Source organism: Streptomyces sp. NPDC000345, from assembly GCF_042898825.1.
Taxonomy (GTDB): domain Bacteria; phylum Actinomycetota; class Actinomycetes; order Streptomycetales; family Streptomycetaceae; genus Streptomyces.
On sequence record NZ_JBIAZE010000011.1, the window covers coordinates 254,206 to 274,211 of the forward strand.

The following is a 20,006-nucleotide window of genomic DNA, read 5'->3' on the forward strand; positions in this document are numbered from 1 at the left end:
CCTTTCGGAACCCTCGTAGGGAGTTGGAATCATGGCCCCGAGCGCCATGAGCCGTGGCACACAAGACACCCGCTGGACCAAGGCACTCTCTGAAGCCCAGCCGGTCCCGTACTGGCTGGAAGACCCCGGCAAGCCCCGTCCCGAGCCCGCCCTCACCGGCGCCGAGACCTGCGACCTGCTGGTCGTGGGCGGCGGCTACAGCGGCCTGTGGACCGCGCTCGTCGCGAAGGAGCGCGACCCGCTGCGGGACGTGGTGCTGCTGGAGGGGCGCGAGGTGGGCTGGGCCGCCTCGGGCCGCAACGGGGGATTCTGCGCGGCCTCCCTCACCCACGGGCTGCCCAACGGGCTGGCCCGCTGGCCCGACGAGATCCACAAGCTGCAGGAGCTGGGCGCGCGCAACCTCGACGAGATCGAGGCGGCGATCGCCCGGCACGGCATCGACTGCGACTTCGAGCGCACCGGCGAGATCGACGTCGCCACCGAGACGTACCAGGCGTGGGAACTGCGCGACTGGTACGAGGAACTGGAGCGCAAGGGCCTCGCCGACGGCATCGAGTTCCTCGACGCCGACGCGGTCCGCGAACAGGTCGCCTCGCCCACCTTCGAGGCGGGCCTGTACGACCGGCGGGGCGTGGCCATGCTGCACCCCGCCAAACTCGCCTGGGGCCTGAAACGGGCGTGCCTGCGGCTGGGCGTCCGCGTCTACGAGCACACCCCCGCGCTCGACCTCACCTCCTACGGGGCGGGAACGGCCGTACGCACGCCGTACGGGCGGGTCCGGGCCCGGCAGACCGCCCTCGGCACGAACATCTTCCCCAACCTGATCAGGCGGGTGCGGTCGTACACCGTCCCGGTCTACGACTACGCGCTGATGACCGAGCCGCTCACCGCGCAGCAGCTCGGCGCCGTGGGCTGGAAGAACCGCCAGGGCCTCGGGGACAGTGCCAACCAGTTCCACTACTTCCGGCTGTCCGCCGACAACCGGATCCTGTGGGGCGGCTACGACGCGATCTACCCCTACGGCGGACGCGTCCGCGCCGAGTACGACGACCGGCCGGAGACGTACGCCAAGCTCGCCGAACACTTCTTCACCTGCTTCCCGCAGCTGGAGGGTGTCCGCTTCACGCACGCCTGGGGCGGGGCGATCGACACCTGCTCCCGCTTCTCGGCGTTCTTCGGCACGGCCCACCAGGGCCGGGTCGCCTACGCGGCCGGGTACACGGGCCTGGGCGTCGGGGCCACCCGCTTCGGCGCCGAGGTGATGCTGGACCTGCTGGCGGGGGAGCGGACCGAGCGCACCTCGCTGGAGATGGTGCGCAAGAAGCCGCTGCCCTTCCCGCCCGAGCCGTTCGCGTGGACCGGGATCGCGCTCACCAAGTGGTCGCTGGCGCGGGCGGACGCGCACGGCGGCCGGCGCAATCTGTGGCTGAAGGCGATGGACCGGCTGGGGCTGGGCTTCGACAGCTGACCCGGTTCACCCTATCGGGTGACAAAAACCCGCGTAATGCCCGCCGGGTACCTCCCTCTTCTCCCTCGTGACGCGATCGCGTCCACGGGAGAAAGGGAGGTCCTCTCATGGCTGGGGCGAAGACGGCGGCCGCATGGCTGGCATCCGTCGCACCGGATCCCGAGGCCTGCCGCTGGGAGTGGGAGCGCAACCCCCAGGGGGTCGCGCTGCTGCCGGCGGGCAGGGCCTGGGACGTACTGATCCTGCCGGGCGAGCTCGGCTACCCCACGCTCGACGTGCTCACCCGCGTCCTCGACCGGCCCGGGCCCGTGCTGGTCGACTTCGGTGACCACCGCATGGGCTTCTTCGTGCCGCCGGGCACGGCCGCCCGCTGGCTGGGCACCGGCATCCGCACGGCCGGGGCCGGCACCTGGATCGTCGTGCCCTACCCGAACCGCTCCACCGGCACCATCCGCTGGCTCGTCCCGCCGGACGGTTCCGGCACCCTGACCGACCCGGTCCTGCTCGAACTCGCGATGCACGAGGCGGCGGCGGAGCTGGCGGCGGGAGGGGACGACTGACCGCCCGCGGAGGCGGGGAGCAGGGGGCCGCGGGGAAGGCGGGGACCGTCCTCGTAAGGGACGCGCCGCCCCCGCCCCTTACGAGGCGCCGTCCGCCGAGGTCGCCTTCAGCGCCAGCCACAGCTCCATCCGCACGTCCGGGTCGTCGAGCGAGCGGCCGAGGATCTCCTCCACGCGGCGCATCCGGTAGCGCAGGGTGTGGCGGTGGACGCCCAGGTCGGCCGCGGCCGCGTCCCACTGGCCGTGACGGGAGAGCCAGGCGCGCAGCGAGGCGACGAGGTCGCCGCGGCCGGTCGCGTCGTGCTCGTACAGCGCCCGCAGCAGACCGTCCGCGAACGCCTTCACCGCGTCGTCCGCGAGCAGCGGCAGCACCGAGCCCGCCGCGAGCTGTTCGTGCTCGACGAGGACCCTGCCCCTGCGCCGCGCCACCGACAGCGCCTGCTCGGCCTGCCGGTACGCGGCCGCCGCCGCTATCGGACCGGCCGGGGCCGACAGGCCGACGACCGGTTCCTCGCTCTCGCGCCCCTCGCCGCCGGAGCGCGCACCCTCCAGGGCCGCCGTGTGGCGGGCGACCGCCGCGACGGCCGCGCCGCCGTCCGCCGCCAGGACCACCAGCCGGGCGCCCTCGGGCACCACGAGGACGGCCTCGCCGGAACGGGCGGCGGCGGACTCGACCACTTCGGTGAGGGCGCCGAGGGGGTCGGCGTCCGGCTCGGCGGTGGACGGCGGCTCGGCCACGAGCACCCGGAACGGGGCGTCCAGCAGCTTGCCGTACAGGTCGCCGGCGACGGCGCGGGCGTGGTCCGGTTCGCCCGCCAGGAGCATGCGCAGGACGGCCGTGCCGATGCGCTGCTCCGCCGCGTGCAGGGAGCGGGAGCGCTCCGTGGTGAGGGTGAGCAGGGCGATCGCGGAGTGGACGGCGTACCGCTCGGCCGTGCCCAGGGCGGACGCCGTGCCCACGGCGAGCGCGGCCCGCGGGCGGCGCCCGGTGCCCAGGGTGTGCAGCTCGATCCGGTCGGCGTTCCCGGCCGTCTCCGCGCTCTCGGCCGGCCCCGCCCCGCCCACCACCGCCGACGCCGGCGCCGGGCGCTCCCGCAGCCGCTCCACGTCCGCCGTCAGCCGGGCCGCCCGCCGGCCCGCCCACTCCGGGGCGGCCGCGACGACGGCGCCCGACGCGTCGTAGAGCGCCGCCCAGCCGTCGACCTGCGAGGCGAGCGCGGCCAGCAGCCCTTCCGGGCCGTCGGTCAGGGCCTGCTTCGTCAGCTCCCGCTGGGCCGCGAACCCGGCCGTCACCGCACGGTACTGATCGGCTGCGATCGCCGCCGACACCGCTTTGCTGATCGCGAGGAACGGCGTCCGCCGGGGCACCTCCAGGAGGGGCAGGCCCTCCTGCTCGGCCGCGTCGACGAGCGCCTTCGGCACGTCGTCGTAGTTCACGCCGACGGCGAAGCCGAGCCCGACCACCCCGGCCCCCACCAGGCGCTTCACATAGCGCCGCATGGCCTGCGGGTCCTCCGCGTCCAGCTTCAGCGCGGTGATCAGCAGCAGCTCCCCGCCCTCCATGTACGGCACCGGGTCCGCGAGCTCGCTGACATGCGCCCAGCGCACCGGCACGTCCAGGCGGTCCTCACCGGCCCGCACGGTCAGCTTGAGCGCGGAGTGGTGGACGAGCGAGGCGAGCGTGGGAGGCATGGGGCCCTCAGTCAGGGGAGTGTGATCCTTTGGCCACCGCGTAGGAAGGGCCTCTGCCGATTCTGCCTCACTGGAGGGGTCCTCGTACGCCCCTTTCAGCCCCGCAGGTCCACCAGCAGCGGCGGTGTGTGCTCGCCCCCCACGCTCGTCAGGGACAGCACCGCGTGCCCCGGCGGCACCTCGTGCGCCAGCCGGGACGCCGACCACCGCTCCCGCTCGACCTGGCGCACGGTCACCGCGTCCGTGGTCACCGCCTTGCCGGTCACCAGCTTGCGCAGCGCGTGGATGGCGCGGGTCATCGGCTGGTCGGCGAAGACGGTGTGCTTGGCGACCTCCGTGGTCTCCACCCACTCGGTGCCCCAGGTCTGCGCGAACCGGCTGCCGTCCCAGGTGGTGATCCCGGAGAACGCCATCCGGCAGCCCACCGCCCCGTACAGCGGCCCGTGCAGCGCCTCCGGCACGTCGCCGACGGTGCGCAGGGCGAGGACCACGCCCGCGTTCTGCGCGCGCAGCCGCTGGATCCGGCGCACCGAGTCGGCGGTGACCGCGCCGGTCGCGTCGTCCAGGACCAGGCAGGCGAAGTGCGCGCGCCGGCCCTCGCGTACGACGGAGTGGAACTGGGCGAGCACCAGCCGGGTGATCAGCCGCCCGGCCTCCTCGTGGCCCCGCTCGGGCAGGTCCACGCGGACCCGCAGCGGATGGTGGGCGACGGCACGGAGGGAGAACGCCCGGTGCGTGTCGCCGTCCCCGCCGAAGAACCCGGCGAACACCGGACGGTTCAGCAGCGCCAGCCGGTCGGCGAGGGCGCGGCCCGGGTCGCCCGGGGCGCCCGTCTGCCGGATCCGCGCCTCCAGCTCACGGCGCATCACCTCGTCCCCGGCGACCGCCTCCCGCAGCGCGGCCAGCGCACCCGGCTCGCCCTCGAGCAGCTCGCGCAGCTCGGCCGGCCCCGGGAAGCGGCCGTGCGCGGCACGGTAGGGGCCGAGCAGCTGGGCGAGCGCGGTCGCCGCGCCCTGGCCGCTCACCGCCTCCAGGTCGCCGGCCAGCGCCTCGGCGAGGATCCCGGCCGCCTCGTCGGGGTCGTCGGCCCCGGCGTACAGGTCCAGGTCGTGCACCGAGGACGGGTCCCCGATCCGGACGATCACGTCGTAGGAGGAGTCGGCGCCGAGCGGGCCGCCGCCGGGCGAGGACACCGCGACGACCGCGCAGCCGCCGGTCAGCGCCTGCAGCGCCAGCGCCTCCGTCAGCGGTTCGACCAGCGTGCGGGTCTTGCCCGAGCCGGACGGGCCGACCACGAGCAGCGAGGTGCCCAGCACGTCCGGGCCGAGCGCGGCGCCGGCGTCGTGGTAGGTGACCGGGGTGCGTTCGGCGGCCACCCAGCGGCCGATGCGCACCTGACCGGCGAGCAGGTCATGGCGTGCGGTGCGCCGGGGCAGGTCGCGGGCGCCGGAGGGGTGGGTCCAGGCGGCCCCGCCCTGCCGCAGCACGGTCTCCCGGAAGTCGGGCAGGCCCGCCGTCCAGGCCCGCCGCACCCGCGCGCAGTCGACGTCGTTCATCCGCCCCGCGGCCACCTCGCCGGTCAGCAGCTCGGCCGCCTCGAACTGCCCGGCGTCCCGCAGCTCGGGCCACTGGGCGGGGGGCAGCTCCACCGCGGCCGTGGTGGACTGCGGGCGGTCGCGCGAGGCGAGTCGCTCCCTCAGGTACGGCCACCAGCCGCCGGTCCTGGCGAAGGGCCACACCACCAGCAGCGTGACGACCGCGTACAGCGTGTCCGTGAACAGGACGGAGGCGAACAGCTCGTAGCTGCCGGAGATCAGGACGACCAGCGAGAAGAGCGGGTCGACGACGGGCAGCGCGTCCCAGCCGACGCCAAAGGCGCCGGGGAACACGAAGCTCAGGGCGGCCAGCGCGCACAGCAGGGCGAGCAGGGCGCGGGCGGGCTGCGGGCGGCGGCCCACGAAGTGCCGCAGGGCCTCCGGCCAGCTGCCCAGCCGGCCCATCGCGCAGACGAGGACCGCGAAGAACACGCCGTCGTAGACCACCCGGGCCTCGGCGCCCTCCATGGTCTTCGCGGAGGCGATCGTGCCGCCCCACCACCAGTCGTCCGGGGTGAACAGCCGCAACAGGGTGAACTGGTACGGCAGGCTGCCGCGCCGCCACAGCGACCACAGCACCAGGGCCACCACCAGCGGCACCAGCATGCCGATCACCGTGACCGGCGCGAGCCGCTCCGCCGGCCGGGCGGCCTTCGGCAGCCGGTACCCGAAGCGCCAGATGCCGGGCTTCGCGGCGGGCCGTTCCTCGTTCAGCCACGCGGCGACGGCGGAGGAGGGCTCCCCGGCCGGCCGGCCGGGCGCGTGGGCGGGCCGGGGCGGCATCTGCGGAGGCCCCGCAGGGCGCGGCACAGGATTCGCATGCGTACCCCGCGCGTCCCGCGTCCCGTCGCTGTCCATCGCCCTTGCCCCCTGACCAGCCGCTCCGTGCACCGTCAGCGGTCAATCTAACGCCCCCGCAAGGGGAGTTCACCGCTTACGCGGCCGGGCCTGCGACGATCGCCGTCCGGGTGTCACTGTCCACGGCGGACAACCGGCGTCGCCGACACCGCCCACATGGAGCATGCCCACCCCCCGTCACCCGTCCTAGCCTGCGAGAAAAGAAGGAAAGCGTCCCCAGAACGCCAGGACACCAGAACCTCCAGGAGCCCCTCATGACCGCCCTTCCGCAGGAGCGCCGGATCGTCACCGCCATCCCCGGCCCGAAGTCGCAGGAGCTGCAGGCCCGCCGCCTCGCCGCGGTCGCTCAGGGTGTGGGCTCCGTGCTGCCGGTGTTCACCGCGCGGGCGGGCGGCGGCATCATCGAGGACGTCGACGGCAACCGTCTGATCGACTTCGGCTCCGGCATCGCCGTGACGAGCGTCGGCGCCTCCGCCGAGGCCGTCGTACGCCGGGCCTCCGCCCAGCTCGCCGACTTCACCCACACCTGTTTCATGGTCACCCCGTACGAGGGCTACGTGGAGGTCGCCGAGGCCCTCGCCGAGCTCACCCCGGGTGACCACGCCAAGAAGTCCGCGCTGTTCAACTCCGGCGCCGAGGCCGTGGAGAACGCGGTCAAGATCGCCCGCGCCCACACCAAGCGCCAGGCGGTCGTCGTCTTCGACCACGGCTACCACGGCCGGACGAACCTGACGATGGCGCTCACCTCGAAGAACATGCCGTACAAGCACGGCTTCGGCCCGTTCGCGCCCGAGGTCTACCGCGTCCCGGTCGCCTACGGCTACCGCTGGCCGACCGGCCCGGAGAACGCCGGCCCCGAGGCCGCCGCGCAGGCCATCGACCAGATCACCAAGCAGGTCGGCCCGGACAACGTGGCCGCGATCATCATCGAGCCGGTGCTCGGCGAGGGCGGCTTCATCGAGCCGGCCAAGGGCTTCCTGCCGGCGATCAGCAAGTTCGCCCAGGACAACGGCATCGTCTTCGTCGCCGACGAGATCCAGTCCGGCTTCTGCCGCACCGGCCAGTGGTTCGCCTGCGAGGACGAGGGCATCGTCCCGGACCTGATCACCACCGCCAAGGGCATCGCGGGCGGTCTGCCGCTCGCCGCCGTCACCGGCCGCGCCGAGATCATGGACGCCGCGCACGCGGGCGGCCTGGGCGGCACCTACGGCGGCAACCCGGTCGCCTGCGCGGGCGCGCTCGGCGCGATCGAGACGATGAAGGAGCTCGACCTCAACGCCAGGGCGAAGAACATCGAGGCGATCATGAAGGCCCGCCTCACCGCGATGGCCGAGAAGTTCGAGGTCATCGGTGACATCCGGGGCCGCGGCGCGATGATCGCCATCGAGCTGGTCAAGGACCGTACGACCAAGGAGCCCAACCCGGAGGCCACGGCCGCGCTCGCCAAGGCCTGCCACCAGGAGGGCCTGCTGGTCCTGACCTGTGGCACCTACGGCAACGTGCTGCGCTTCCTGCCCCCGCTGGTCATCGGCGAGGGCCTGCTGAACGAGGGCCTCGACATCATCGAACAGGCCTTCGCGCGCGTCTGACGGACCTCCGGGCGGCCTCGCGTCGGCCTTCCGGCGCGCATCTGAGCCGGGGCCCCGCACAGCTGATTCCCATGGACGGCAGACCGTGTGAAGAAGGTGTGCGGGGTGGATGGCGGGACGGGGATCCGCCTGTCGCACCGGGTGCCGCTGCCGTACGTTCTACCCAGATGAGAGATACACCCGCCCACAGGGGACTGTGGGCGAACCCCAGGCCGGGGCCTCCCCAGCTTCGACCTGGCCGTGCCCTCGCGCACACAACCGGAGCCCTCGGCTTCGGATCTCCTCACCGATCGGACGGTCGCCCGCCCCAAACCCCCCGGGGCGGTCGGCGTTCCGATCCGGACGGCCGCCCCGGAACCTCCCCCCCTGTTCCGGGGTGGCCGACCTCCTTCGCCTTCTCCGCCGTACTTCCTCCGCCGGAACGGACCACGGCGTACAACCCCGGACCCCTGTCCGGGGTCTCTTTTCTTGCCGAGCGCCCGGTGGCGGGAAATCAACTGTTAACGCGTCCACAACAGTTGAAGACTTTGCGACACCGGTAAACGAAGGGTAAAACTGGGGCTTACTTGTCATGAACGGTTCCCGGGGGGGAATTGGTGTCGGAACCAACCATCACGGTCGTCATCGGCGCGTACAACGCCATGCCCTATCTGACCCGCTGTCTGCAGTCGGTGATCGAGCAGAAGCCGGGCCCCTACACACTGGAGTGCGTGGCCGTCGACGACGGATCGACCGACGGCACCGGCGAGGAGCTGGACCGCTTCGCCGCCGAGCATCCGGATCTCGTCCGCGTCGTCCACCAGCCGAACTCCGGCGGACCCAGCGGTCCGCGCAACGTCGCGATCGGCCTGGCCACAGGGCGCTACGTCTTCTTCCTGGACGCCGACGACTACCTGGGCCCGCACGCCATGCGCCGGATGACGGAGATGGCCGAGCGCAACGGCTCCGACGTGGTGCTGGGCAAGTACGTGGGCGTGGACTGCGACGTGCCCCGCTCCATGTTCGAGGCCAGCCAGGAGGTCGTCGACCTGGCCACCTCCCGCGTCTGGTACGCCCTGACCCCGCACAAGCTGTTCCGGCGCTCGTTCCTCGAGGAGCGGGGGCTGCGCTTCGACGAGGACATCCGCATCGGTGAGGACCGCCTCTTCGTCACCAAGGCGTATCTGCAGGCCTCCGTGGTCTCGGTGGTCGCCGACGAGGACTGCTACTACAAGGTCAGGCGCGACGACAACGGCAACATCACCAGCAGCTACAGCGACCTGGCGAAACGTTTCGAGACCGCCCGGCGGATCATGGCCGCGATCAGCGCGTACAGTGAGCCCGGCCCGGTGCGCGACGCCGCGCTGCTGCGCACCTTCCGGGGCGGACTGCTGGACTCCTTCTCCTGGCGGTTCCCGCTGCTGGAGGAGAGCGAGCAGCTCAAGGCCATGGCGATCGTCAAGGAACACGTCGACGCGTTCTACACCCCGGAACTCGACGCCCGGATGACCGTCCCGCACCGCCTCTTCGCCCACTGTGCGCGGCACGGCCTGCGCCGCGAACTGGTCGAGGTCGTCGAGTTCCTGAAGGAGGAGCGGGCCGGGCAGCGGCCCCCGCACGACATCGTCGTGGACGCCGGCCGCGCCTACGCGGCCCATCCCCACTTCCGGGACGAGCGCACCGGTGTCCCCGACTCCTGCTACGACGTCACCGACGACCTGCGCCAGGACGACCGGCTGGACGCCGTGGAGTGGCAGCGCAAGGGACGCCGCGGCGTCCTCCGGCTGCGCGGCCACGGCTTCATCGAGAGGGTGCCCACCCGTGAGCCGGCCACCGAGCTGGTCCTGCGGGCCCGCGGCGACGGCCGGGAGGTGCGCATCCCCACCCGGCCCGCCCCCGCGCCCGCCCTCGACGCCGCCCACGGCACCGCGGGCTTCACCGCCGACATCGACATCACCCGGGCCCTCGACGGCGGCCCGCTGACCAAGGGCGTGTGGGACGTCTACCTCAACGTCCGCACCCAGGGCCTGAGCACCCGGCGCAGATACGGCGCCCGCAAGGCCGACGACCTCGCCCCGGCCGCCGGCGGCAGCAGCGCCGGCCTCGCGGTCAAGCCGTACTACACGGCGTACGGCAACCTCAGCCTGGACATCACCGCCGCGAAGGCGCAGCGCAAGCAGGGGCTCAAGCGGCGCGTGCGCAGAAGACTCGGCGGCCTCGGCCGGCGGATCGGCGTACGCCGGCTGAGAACCATGGCCCGCCTCCGCCGCCGCTCCACCCCGACCAGAACCAGCCGCCCCTAGGGCCCTTCTGATGGATCTCCGCGGCGTCGCGACGCCCGGCACACCGAGAGCACGCACCGAACGCAGCTCCTTCTCCCGCAAAGATCCATCAGAAGGGCCCTGGCTTCTGCCCACCGTCGTCCGCGTCGCCGCCGCACGCCCCGGCCACCGCGGGACCTGCCCTCCGGGCGAAGGACGGGAAGGGGCGGGCTGCCCCCGGCGTGCCGGGCCGCCCGGTGGCCGGGGGTGGCGTGGGCGCGGGCCCGTGCGGGCGGGTGGTTGCGTCGGGTGGGCGCGACCGGCCGCGCCGCTTCCGTGGCCGTATGGCGTCCCCGCGCCTGACATGACGCAAGCCCTTACGCCCCGCCCGGCCACCACGGGACCTGCCCTCCCCGCTGACGTCGGGAGAGCCGTCCGGGCTCCGGCCCTCCGGGCCGCTGGGCGGGCCCCGGCGTCCTGGAGGGCCGGGGTCTGGGGCGCGGTCCGCGCAGGTGTGCAGCTGTGCCGGGTGGGCGCGGCCGGCCGCGCCGCTTCTGCGGCCGTACGCGCTCTGCCCGCCCGTCAGGGGCCGAGTCGGGCGAGCAGGTGAGGCGCTGTCGGGGGCGTGGGGCGGGTTCCGGCGGTCCGACACGTCGCGTGCGTCCTGCGGCCCCTGTCCCTGAGAGGGTGTACGGCATGCCCATCAGCTCCGACCGGCGGACCGGGGACAGTCCCGGGACGGCCGTGCCCGTGCCCCCGCCCGCATCCGCCGGGCGTTTCGCCCCGCTTCTCGCTCTGCCCGCCCTTCTCTTCGCGCTGATCACCTGGCAGGTCGTCGTGGACGGCGGTCTGCTGCGCCTGGACGGCCGTCTCAGCCGGGCGCTGATCCACCCGGACAGGCTCGCCGAGCTGCTGTCCGACCTGGGGAACGTGCAGGTGGCGGTGCCCGTGCTGGTGCTGGTCACGGTGTACGTGGCCCTGCAGGGGCAGGCGTCGGGCGCGGCCCGCTGGTGGCTGCCGCCGGTCGCCGCGATCGTCCTGCTGACGCTGGTGCCGCTGATCGTCGTACCCCTGAAGGAGTGGACCGCCCGGCCCGGTACGCCCGCCGTCCCGCCCGCCACCGGCTACTACCCCTCCGGGCACACCGCGACGGCGGCCGCCGCCTACGGCTGCGCGGCGATGATCCTGCTGCCGTGGCTGCTGACGGCTCTCGCCCGGCGGCTGGTCGTCGCCACGGCCTGTCTGCTCGTGCTCGCGGTGTCCTACGGGCTGGTCCGGTGCGGGTACCACTGGCCGCTGGACGTGGTGGCCAGCTGGTGTCTGTGCACGGTGCTGCTCGGCGCGCTGTGGCTGTTCCTGCACGCGACGACCCGCCCCCGAGCGGGCTCGGCCACGACGCCGGACGCCCACCGCGCCAAACCGTAGTACACGCGCCGTCCACCAGGACGACTCGGACAAGCCCAGCCGTGCCCGGCCGCCCCTACCGTGGACACGCACACCACAGCACACCCCCAACGCGGAAGGGCCGGGAACTCGACTATGACTTCCACCCACGCCTTCTGGCTCGCCGGCCGCCAGGCCACCGGCGAGGACAGCTTCGACGTCACCTCCCCGTGGGACGGGCGACTCGTCGGCCAGGTCAGCGTGCCGACGGACGCGCAGGTCGAGGAGGCCGTGGCCGCCGCGTACGCCGTGCGCGAGGAGTTCGCCGCCACCCCGGCCCACGTCCGCGCCGCCGCCCTCGACCACGTCAGCAAGCGCCTCGTCGAGCGCACCGAGGAGATCGCCCAGCTGATCTCCGCCGAGAACGGCAAGCCGATCAAGTGGGCCCGGGGCGAGGTGGGCCGGGCCGTCTCCGTCTTCCGCTTCGCGGCCGAGGAGGCGCGGCGGTTCAACGGCGGCGAGGCCCAGCGGCTCGACACCGACCTCGGCGGCCAGGGCCGGCTCGCGCTCACCCGCCGCTTCCCGAAGGGCGTCGTGCTCGGCATCGCGCCGTTCAACTTCCCGCTGAACCTGTGCGCCCACAAGGTCGCCCCGGCGATCGCGGCCGGTGCGCCGATCATCCTCAAGCCCGCCCCCGCGACCCCGCTGTCCGGCCTGGTCATCGGCGACCTGCTCGCCGAGACGGACCTGCCGGCCGGCTCCTGGTCGATCCTGCCGGTCTCCAACGACCGCATGCCCGCGCTCGTCCAGGACGAGCGGCTGCCGGTCATCTCCTTCACCGGCTCCGAGAAGGTCGGTTACGCGATCATGGACTCGGTGCCCCGCAAGCACTGCACCCTGGAGCTGGGCGGCAACGGCGCGGCCGTCGTCCTCGGCGACTACGCGTCCGACGCCGACCTCGACTGGGCGGCCGGCCGCATCGCCACCTTCTCCAACTACCAGGGCGGCCAGTCCTGCATCTCGGTGCAGCGGGTCATCGCCGACGCCTCGGTCTACGACCGGCTGCTGCCGCGTATCGTCGCCGCCGTGGAGGCGCAGGTCACCGGTGACCCCTCCGACGCCGCCACCGATGTCGGCCCGCTGGTCAGCGAGGACGCCGCCAAGCGGGTCGAGACCTGGGTGGACGAGGCCGTCGCCGCGGGCGCGTCCCTCCTCGCCGGCGGCAAGCGCGACGGCGCCTCCTACGCGCCGACCGTCCTGACCGACGTACCGGCCGACACCAAGATCGCCTGCGAGGAGGTCTTCGGACCGGTCCTCACCGTGCAGAAGGTGGACGGCGAGGCCGAGGCCTTCGCCGCCGTCAACTCCTCCAAGTACGGCCTTCAGGCGGGCGTGTTCACCCACGACCTCCAGGTCGCCTTCCGTGCCCACCGCGCGCTGGAGGTCGGTGGAGTCGTCATCGGCGACGTGCCCTCCTACCGTGCCGACCAGATGCCGTACGGCGGCGCCAAGCAGTCCGGCGTGGGCCGCGAGGGCGTGCGGTTCGCGATGGACGACTACACGTACGAGCGGGTGCTGGTCCTGACGGGGATCGCCCTCTAGCTCATGGGAACCATTTTCATATAGGCTCCCCGAAGGGGCCCGGCACCGATGCCTTCCGGTGCCGGGCCCCTTCTCTGCGCCGGCTTCCTCCGGACCCTCAACCGGAGAAGCCGACGTGCGCCAGCCGCAGTGGGCCGCGCAGCCTGAGGTGCAGGTCGTGCACGCCGTCGGCGGTGAAGGGCGCCTCGACGCGGAGATAGTCGTACGGACCCGGCGTGGGCGTCCCGATCGTCACCGTGGCCGCGGCCGCACCGCCGCCCAGGGACAGCTCGACCGTGCCGTGCCCGGCCACCGTCACCGTCGCGCCCGTCGTACCGTCCCCGAAGTCGCAGGCCCGGTAGACCAGTTCGCCCGAGCCGCCGGCGACGGGCGTCACCGCGTCGCCCGACACCTTCGTCAGGTCGACGATCTCCGTACCGCTCTGCTCGTCGAAGTCGGCGGCTGCGATGCCGCGGCGGAGGGCGGGGCGGGCGACGGCCGCCTCCCCGTCCAGTACGACGGTCGTCCGCAGGCGGATGTCCTCGCTGGAGCCGCCGACCATGAGGTCGTACGGTCCGGGCTCCGTGCGCCACCCGCCCCGCGCCACGTCCCAGAACGCGAACGCGGACAGCGGGACCTCGAAGGACAGCGCCGCCGTCGCGCCCGGCGCGAGGGTGATCCGGCGGTGGTCGAGCAGCTCGCGGCGCGGCCGGGTGACCGACGGCTCCACGGCGCGGGTGTAGAGCTGGGCGACCTCGTCGGCCGTCATGTCCCCGGTGTTGGTGACCGTGCAGGAGATCCGCGCCCGGCCGTCCCCGACCTCCACCGCCAGACCGGCGTACGCGAAGGACGCGTAGGACAGGCCGTGGCCGAAGGGGAAGAGGGGCCGGCCCTCGAAGTACAGGTAGGTCTGGCGGGCGCCGATCACGTCGTAGTCGAGCAGATCGGGCAGGTCGGCGTCGTCGGCGTACCAGGTCTGGGGGAGCCGGCCGGCGGGAGAGACGTCACCGGCCAGTACCCGGGCGAGGGCGGTGCCCCCGGCCTGGCCGCCGTGGGCCGTCCACAGCACCGCGCCCAGCCGGCCCGTGTCGACCGCGTACGGGTACGCCGACACCAGCGCCAGCACCGTGCGCGCGTTCGCGGAACGGGCCGCGTCCAGGATCCGCTCCTGGTGGGCCGGGAGGCTCAGCGTCGTACGGTCCTCGGTCTCGCGGCCGTTGATGTGCGGGTCGTTGCCCGCCACGACCACGACCACGTCGGCCCGGGCCGCGACCCGGGCCACCGCGTCCTCGCCGCGTTCCACGACGACGACCTCGAAGACCTCGGCGTCCTCCTCGGCAACCCGGACGCCGTCGGCGGCGACACAGACATGGCGCCCTGTTCCCAGGTGCCGGAGGAGGTGACCGTTCCCGTGGGGTTCCAGACGGAACGTCTCCTGGACGATCCAGCCACCGGGCTGGTCGGCGGAGGCGCGCAGCCGGCCGTCCTCGGCCACGGAGAGATAGCGGCCGTCGGGCGCGCGCAGGGTCAGCACGCCCTCGCCCCACTCGGCGAGCGCGAGTTCCGTGCCGGCCTGGTCCGTGGTCAGCGGCGGGAGGTCGGTGCGGCCCGCGAGCAGCGCCGGGTCCAGGGCGCCCTCGGCGCCGCGCACCGCGTCGGACGCCCCGGGGGCGCCCGGCACCTTCAGGAACGTTCCCGCGGAGGTCTTCAGCAGGATCCGGTCCACGCCCTCCGCGAACTCCACCCGCTCGGCGCCGAACCGCTCGTACAGCCCCTCCAGAGGAGTGGAGCGGTGCATCAGGGTGCCGCTGTACCAGTCGAGCTTGCACTCGTCGGCGAGCAGACCGACCACCGCGATCCGGGTGTCGGCGGCCAGCGGCAGCACCCCGTCGTTGCGCAGCAGCACGATCGCCTGCTCGGCGGCCTCCCCGGCCAGGACGCGATGGGCCGGGGTGTCGAACTCGCCGGTACCCGCGTGCGGGTCGTAGTGCGGGTCGAACTCGCCCAGGCGGAACCGGACCGAGAGCTGCCGGCGGACCGCCGTGTCGATGTCCGCCTCCGTCAGCAGGCCCTTCTCCAGGGCCCCCTCGACCCGGGCGACGATCTTCGAGCCGTCCGTGCCGTGGTCGGTGAAGCTGTCGACGCCCGCCTGGAGCGCCGCCGCCGTCGCCTCCTCGTGGGTGTCGAAGTAGTGCTCGGAGTCCACCAGGTTGGAGGGCGCGCCCGCGTCCGAGCAGACCAGCAGCTCCTCCCGCGTCCAGGCGCGCAACTGCTCCCGCAGATACGGCGAGACGTGGTTGGGGCGGCCGTTGACCAGGTTGTACGCCGGCATCACGCCGGCCACGGCGCCCGCCTCGACCGTCTCCTTGAAGGCCCGCAGGTCGTACTCGTGCAGCACCCGGGGACGGACCGACGAGGAGGTGACGTCCCGGCCCGTCTCGTTGTTGTGCGCCAGCCAGTGCTTGAGGACCGGGGCCGTGCGCCAGTACGTCGGATGTTCGCCGCGCAGCCCGTGGGTGTACGCGGTGGCGATCGCGGACGTCAGCTTCGGGTCCTCGGAGTAGCCCTCCTCGTTGCGGCCCCACAGGGGATGGCGCAGCAGGTTCACCGTGGGGGACCAGACGTTCAGCCCCACGCGCTCGTCGCGGGCGCGCATCGCCCGGACCTCCTTGGACACCGCCTCGCCGACCCGCCGCACGAGATCCGGGTTCCAGGTCGCGCCCAGGCCCACGGCCTGCGGGAACACCGTGGCCGGGCCCATCCACGCCACGCCGTGCAGCGCCTCTTGGCCGGTGCGGAACGCGGCGACGCCGAGGCGCTCGACGGCCGGGGCGAACTGGTGCAGGAAGGAGACCTTCTCGTCCAGGGTCAGGCGCGACAGCAGATCGTCGATGCGCTTCGCGAACGGCAGATGCGGATCGCGGAAAGGCGGCGTGTGCGGCGTGGGTGCGGTCACGTGGTGATCCCTTTGCGATGGAGCGGGGAGGGCGCTTTCGAAGCGCTTCGATGCTCATTCGACGCAAGGGTGGGTGTCAAGAGAACCTCACGCTTATTTCAAGCAGCACATAAGAACAGGTCACCCCGTACACCTCGGAGGAATCTTGGAACCGGCCCTTGTGCGCCCCCCGGTGTTCACTTAACCTCGCAGCAACATCGAAGCGCTTCGACTGAAAATGCCCGTGACAGGGGTCGGAGGATCCGCTTCAGCTCAGCCAGTTCCACTCGAGACACCGCAGCCGACGGCCACCGCCGGGTGTCCTGGTGCGCCATGAAGGGTTGACGCAATGACGCCGAACGCCGCTTCCCCCTCTTCTGGTCCTTCCGGCCCGAGCCGGAGAAGCTTCCTCGCCTCCACGGCGGTCGCCACCGCAGCGGTGGCGGGAGGGATGCCGCTGCTGGCCGCCTGCGGGGGTTCGGACGGCGGCTCTCGCGAGGGCACCACGTCGGGCAAGGCCGCGGACAAGCTGCTCCCGGCGTACGTCGCCAGCACGGTCGCCAAGCCGGACCTCCCGTCGAAGAACGGTTCGGCGGCCGGCTTCACCGGCAAGGTCGACCTGGCGGCCCTCGCCACCTCGGTCCCGGACAAGCTCGGCACCGGCGCCCCCTTCAAGATCATGTCCCCGTTCTGGGGCTCCCCGCCGAAGGCCGGCTGCGCCTACTACACGGCGCTCGACGCCGCGGCGGGCACCAAGGTCACCTGGCAGAACCAGGACGGCAACACCTACGGCCAGAAGCTCGGCGCCGTCCTCGCCTCCAGCTCCATACCCGACATGGTGGTCGTGCCGAGCTGGGAACTGGTCGGCAAGATCTCCAACGCGGTCACCGCGAAGTTCATGGACCTCGGCCCGTACCTGGCGGGCGACAAGGTGAAGAAGTACCCGAACCTCGCCGCGATCCCGTCCGACGCCTGGCGCATGGGCATCTTCGGCGGCGCGCTGCGCGGCATCCCGATGCCCTCCGCCACCGCTTCCTGGATCGTGCCCTACTACCGCAAGGACATCTTCGACAAGAAGGGCTACACGGTCCCCGAGTCGCCCGACGAGTTCCTCAGCTGGGCCAAGGACGCGACCAGCGCCAAGGCCAAGGTGTGGGCCTGCGGCGACATGAACTGGACCGCGTGGAACATCTTCGGTGTCCGTGGATCCGGACCGATCGGCTGGAGCATCGACGACGGCAAGCTGACGTACCGCATCGAGCAGCCCGAGTACCTCGAGGCCCTGGAGTGGACCCGCAAGCTGTTCGACGCGGGCGTGGTCCACCCCGACGACAAGGCGCGCTCCGGCGACGCGGGCCAGCGGTTCACCGCCGGGCAGATCCTCGTCTTCAACAGCGACATGTCCGCCTGGTACGGCAAGACCGCCGAACAGGCCGCGTCCCAACCGGACTTCGCGATCGAGGGCATGGACATCTTCGGCGCCGACGGAGGCAACCCGACCCTGTACGCGGCCCAGCCCGCCGGCATCTGGTCGATGATCCGCAAGGGCGCGTCGAAGACGACGATCGAGAACGCCCTGGCCGCCGCCGACTTCGCGGCCGCTCCCTACGGCACCAAGGAGCGGATGCTCGTCGACTACGGCGTCGAGGGCACCCACTACACGGTGAAGGACGGCGTCCCGGTCAAGACCGACCAGGGCAACTCCGAGGTGATCAACGCCTGGGTGATGCTGGCCGCGCCGGCCGCCTACTACGCCCACCCCGACTACCCCGACGTGGCCCGCAAGCAGGTCGAGTGGCAGCAGCGGATGGGCGCCTTCATGAAGAAGACGTCCACGTACGGCATGAACATCGTCGAGCCGACCCGCTACGCGAACCTCTCCAGCCAGTTCGAGCAGCTGGAGATCGACTACGTACGCGGCAACCGCAAGCTGTCGGACGTGCAGGCGGCCATCTCCACCTGGAAGTCCTCCGGCGGCGACAAGCTGCGCGACTGGTACAAGCAGCTCATCGACAAGAACGGCAGCGGCAACTGATGTCTCTCACGGCCGGGAGCAGGCCCGAGGGGACGCGTCCCCCCGCGGCCGTCGAGGAGCCGGTGGCCGCGGTCGCCGCGGCGGCGGCGAAGCAGGGAGTGCCGCGCGGGGCGGGCAGGGCGGGCAGGGTTCCCCTGCGGATCCGGCTGCGCCGCGACCGCACGCTCATCCTGATGACGCTGCCCGTCATCGTCCTGCTCCTGCTCTTCAACTACATCCCGCTGCTCGGCAACGTCGTCGCCTTCCAGGACTACGACCCGTACATCTCCAGCAACGGTGTCACGGCGATCTTCCACAGCCCCTGGGTCGGTGTGGAGCAGTTCTCGCGGATGGCCGACGACCCGCTGTTCTGGAGCGCCGCGAAGAACACCGTCGTCCTCTTCGTGCTCCAACTGGTGCTGTTCTTCCCGATCCCCATCGCCCTCGCGCTGCTCATCAACAGCGTGATCCGGCCCCGGGTGCGGGCCGTGGCGCAGGCGATCATGTATCTGCCGCACTTCTTCTCGTGGGTCCTCGTGGTCACCGTGTTCCAGCAGATCTTCGGCGGCGCGGGCATCATCGCGCAGACGCTCGACGACCACGGGTGGAGCGGCTTCGACCTGATGACGAACGCCAGCCTCTTCAAGTACCTGGTCACCGCGCAGGCCGTGTGGAAGGACGCCGGCTGGGGGATCATCGTCTTCCTCGCCGCGCTGGCCGCCGTCAGCACCGATCTGTACGAGGCTGCCGCCATGGACGGCGCGGGACGCTGGCGGCGCATGTGGCACGTGACGCTCCCGGCGCTGCGCCCGGTGATCGCGCTGCTGCTGGTCCTGCGCGTGGGCGACGCGCTGAGCGTGGGCTTCGAGCAGTTCCTGCTCCAGCGCGACGCGGTCGGCGTGGGGGCCAGCGAGGTCCTCGACACGTACGTGTGGAACATGGGTATCCAGAACGGCGACTTCAGCTACGCGGCCGCGGTCGGCCTCGTCAAGGGCGCCATCGGAGTCTGTCTCGTCCTGGGCGCGAACAAGTTCGCGCACCTGCTCGGCGAGCAGGGGGTGTACCAGAAATGAGCCTCAACACTCAGCTCGTCCGCAGCCTCAGGGCTCCCGCCCGCCCCGCGTGGGAGGAGTCGCCCAGCAAGGCCGGACTCACCGCGAAGGGCGGCTTCCTCGCGCTCTGCTGCCTGGGGGTGCTCGGTCCGCTGTGGATCGTGATCGTCACCAGCCTCTCCCCGAAATCCGTGATCGACCGGGTCGGCGGCCTCGTCGTGGTCCCGCAGGGCATCACCTTCGTCAACTACACGGAGCTGCTCAGCGGAGGCCAGGTCAGCCGGGCGATCATGGTCTCCTTCGGGGTCACGCTCTGCGGCACGCTGTTCTCGATGACGGTGTCGGTGCTCGCGGCCTACGGCCTGTCCCGGCCGGGCAGCCTGGGCCACCGGTTCCTGCTGATGACCATGATGGCGACCATGTTCTTCGGGGCCGGCCTCATCCCGACGTACCTTCTGGTGCAGTCGCTGGGGCTCACCGACACCTATCTGTCCCTGATCCTGCCGAGTGCGGTCAGTGTCTTCAACATCCTCGTCCTCCGGGCCTTCTTCATGGGGATCTCCCCGGAACTCACGGAGTCCGCGCGCATCGACGGGGCCGGTGACCTGCGCATCCTGCTGACCATCATCATGCCGCTGTCGCGTGCGGTGCTGGCCGTCATCTCCCTGTTCTACGCGGTCGGTTACTGGAGCGCCTGGTTCAACGCCTCGATCTACCTCACCGACCAGCAGATGATGCCGCTGCAGAACGTGCTCATCCAGCTGGTCCAGAAGAACTCCGAGGCGCCGACCGGCCTCCAGCAGGCGGTGCGCACCGGTCAACTGTCCGCCCTGGGACTGCAGATGGCGGTCATGGTCCTCGCCCTCATCCCTGTCGCGATCGCGTCGCCCTTCGTCCAGCGGCACTTCAGGAAGGGCATGCTGACGGGCGCGGTCAAGGGCTGAGGTCCGAGAGGGAGTTGCCCCCCGTCACAGGGCTGACCCCGCCGTCCCGCCCGCACCGCCGCGCCGGCCGGCCGCGCGCTTCCCCTCACCCGGGG

12 protein-coding genes and 1 pseudogene are annotated in these 20,006 nt (G+C 72.3%); 10 read left to right on the forward strand and 3 right to left on the reverse strand.

The window, feature by feature from the left end:
- Positions 1-31: 31 nt before the first annotated feature.
- A complete protein-coding gene (locus ACFY30_RS26515) occupies positions 32-1,468 on the forward strand; it encodes an NAD(P)/FAD-dependent oxidoreductase (RefSeq protein ID WP_390847618.1) in 1,437 nt (478 codons plus the stop codon).
- A 107-nt stretch (positions 1,469-1,575) separates the two neighbouring features.
- Positions 1,576-2,028, forward strand: coding sequence for a hypothetical protein (locus tag ACFY30_RS26520; protein ID WP_390847619.1), 453 nt, complete (start codon positions 1,576-1,578; stop codon positions 2,026-2,028).
- 78 nt (positions 2,029-2,106) lie between these two features.
- On the opposite strand, the gene ACFY30_RS26525 is transcribed toward ACFY30_RS26520, so the two are convergent.
- Together ACFY30_RS26525 and ACFY30_RS26530 are read right to left on the reverse strand one after the other, a co-directional pair.
- Entirely contained in the window at positions 2,107-3,720 is a 1,614-nt protein-coding gene (locus ACFY30_RS26525) for a PucR family transcriptional regulator (RefSeq protein WP_390847621.1), read from the reverse strand.
- A 95-nt stretch (positions 3,721-3,815) separates the two neighbouring features.
- Positions 3,816-6,173, reverse strand: coding sequence for an ATP/GTP-binding protein (locus tag ACFY30_RS26530; RefSeq protein ID WP_390847622.1), 2,358 nt, complete (start codon positions 6,171-6,173; stop codon positions 3,816-3,818).
- A 254-nt stretch (positions 6,174-6,427) separates the two neighbouring features.
- Here ACFY30_RS26530 and gabT point away from each other — a divergent pair, with 254 nt between their 5' ends.
- The 5 genes and pseudogenes from gabT to ACFY30_RS26555 all read left to right on the forward strand — a co-directional run bounded on the left by gabT (position 6,428) and on the right by ACFY30_RS26555 (position 12,987).
- Positions 6,428-7,762 carry a 4-aminobutyrate--2-oxoglutarate transaminase gene (gabT, locus tag ACFY30_RS26535; protein ID WP_390847623.1) on the forward strand — a complete coding sequence of 445 codons (1,335 nt, stop codon included), beginning with the start codon at positions 6,428-6,430 and terminating at the stop codon, positions 7,760-7,762.
- Positions 7,763-7,929: 167 nt separating this feature from the next.
- A pseudogene (locus ACFY30_RS26540) lies at positions 7,930-8,145 on the forward strand (phosphoesterase); the annotation flags it as partial.
- 213 nt (positions 8,146-8,358) lie between these two features.
- Positions 8,359-10,044: a glycosyltransferase family 2 protein gene (locus ACFY30_RS26545; protein ID WP_390847624.1), complete on the forward strand. Its 1,686-nt coding sequence runs from the start codon at positions 8,359-8,361 to the stop codon at positions 10,042-10,044.
- A gap of 654 nt (positions 10,045-10,698) precedes the next feature.
- Positions 10,699-11,427: a phosphatase PAP2 family protein gene (locus tag ACFY30_RS26550; RefSeq protein WP_390847625.1), complete on the forward strand. Its 729-nt coding sequence runs from the start codon at positions 10,699-10,701 to the stop codon at positions 11,425-11,427.
- Positions 11,428-11,541: 114 nt separating this feature from the next.
- Entirely contained in the window at positions 11,542-12,987 is a 1,446-nt protein-coding gene (locus ACFY30_RS26555; protein ID WP_390847626.1) for an aldehyde dehydrogenase family protein, read from the forward strand.
- Positions 12,988-13,084: 97 nt separating this feature from the next.
- On the opposite strand, the gene ACFY30_RS26560 is transcribed toward ACFY30_RS26555, so the two are convergent.
- On the reverse strand, positions 13,085-15,922 hold the full coding sequence (locus ACFY30_RS26560; protein ID WP_390847627.1) for a glycoside hydrolase family 3 C-terminal domain-containing protein: 2,838 nt from the start codon (positions 15,920-15,922) through the stop codon (positions 13,085-13,087).
- 328 nt (positions 15,923-16,250) lie between these two features.
- Between ACFY30_RS26560 and ACFY30_RS26565 the strand changes: the two genes are divergently transcribed.
- The 3 genes from ACFY30_RS26565 to ACFY30_RS26575 are packed head-to-tail and all read left to right on the forward strand — an operon-like array spanning position 16,251 to position 19,911.
- Positions 16,251-17,936, forward strand: a complete 1,686-nt coding sequence (locus ACFY30_RS26565; protein WP_390847628.1) for an extracellular solute-binding protein — start codon at positions 16,251-16,253, stop codon at positions 17,934-17,936.
- Positions 17,936-18,988, forward strand: coding sequence for an ABC transporter permease (locus ACFY30_RS26570; RefSeq protein WP_390847629.1), 1,053 nt, complete (start codon positions 17,936-17,938; stop codon positions 18,986-18,988). The genes ACFY30_RS26565 and ACFY30_RS26570 overlap by 1 nt, the downstream gene beginning before the upstream one ends.
- On the forward strand, positions 18,985-19,911 hold the full coding sequence (locus ACFY30_RS26575; RefSeq protein WP_390847630.1) for a carbohydrate ABC transporter permease: 927 nt from the start codon (positions 18,985-18,987) through the stop codon (positions 19,909-19,911). The genes ACFY30_RS26570 and ACFY30_RS26575 overlap by 4 nt, the downstream gene beginning before the upstream one ends.
- Positions 19,912-20,006: the final 95 nt, after the last annotated feature.

Bases quoted from the DNA above. Each gene is read 5' to 3' on its own strand.
- ACFY30_RS26550 (WP_390847625.1), top strand. From the start codon at position 10,699: ATGCCCATCAGCTCCGACCGGCGGACCGGGGACAGTCCCGGGACGGCC.
- ACFY30_RS26515 (WP_390847618.1), top strand. From the start codon at position 32: ATGGCCCCGAGCGCCATGAGCCGTGGCACACAAGACACCCGCTGGACC.
- ACFY30_RS26565 (WP_390847628.1), top strand. From the start codon at position 16,251: ATGACGCCGAACGCCGCTTCCCCCTCTTCTGGTCCTTCCGGCCCGAGC.
- ACFY30_RS26530 (WP_390847622.1), bottom strand. From the start codon at position 6,173: ATGGACAGCGACGGGACGCGGGACGCGCGGGGTACGCATGCGAATCCT.
- ACFY30_RS26575 (WP_390847630.1), top strand. From the start codon at position 18,985: ATGAGCCTCAACACTCAGCTCGTCCGCAGCCTCAGGGCTCCCGCCCGC.
- ACFY30_RS26555 (WP_390847626.1), top strand. From the start codon at position 11,542: ATGACTTCCACCCACGCCTTCTGGCTCGCCGGCCGCCAGGCCACCGGC.
- ACFY30_RS26525 (WP_390847621.1), bottom strand. From the start codon at position 3,720: ATGCCTCCCACGCTCGCCTCGCTCGTCCACCACTCCGCGCTCAAGCTG.
- ACFY30_RS26570 (WP_390847629.1), top strand. From the start codon at position 17,936: ATGTCTCTCACGGCCGGGAGCAGGCCCGAGGGGACGCGTCCCCCCGCG.
- ACFY30_RS26520 (WP_390847619.1), top strand. From the start codon at position 1,576: ATGGCTGGGGCGAAGACGGCGGCCGCATGGCTGGCATCCGTCGCACCG.
- gabT (WP_390847623.1), top strand. From the start codon at position 6,428: ATGACCGCCCTTCCGCAGGAGCGCCGGATCGTCACCGCCATCCCCGGC.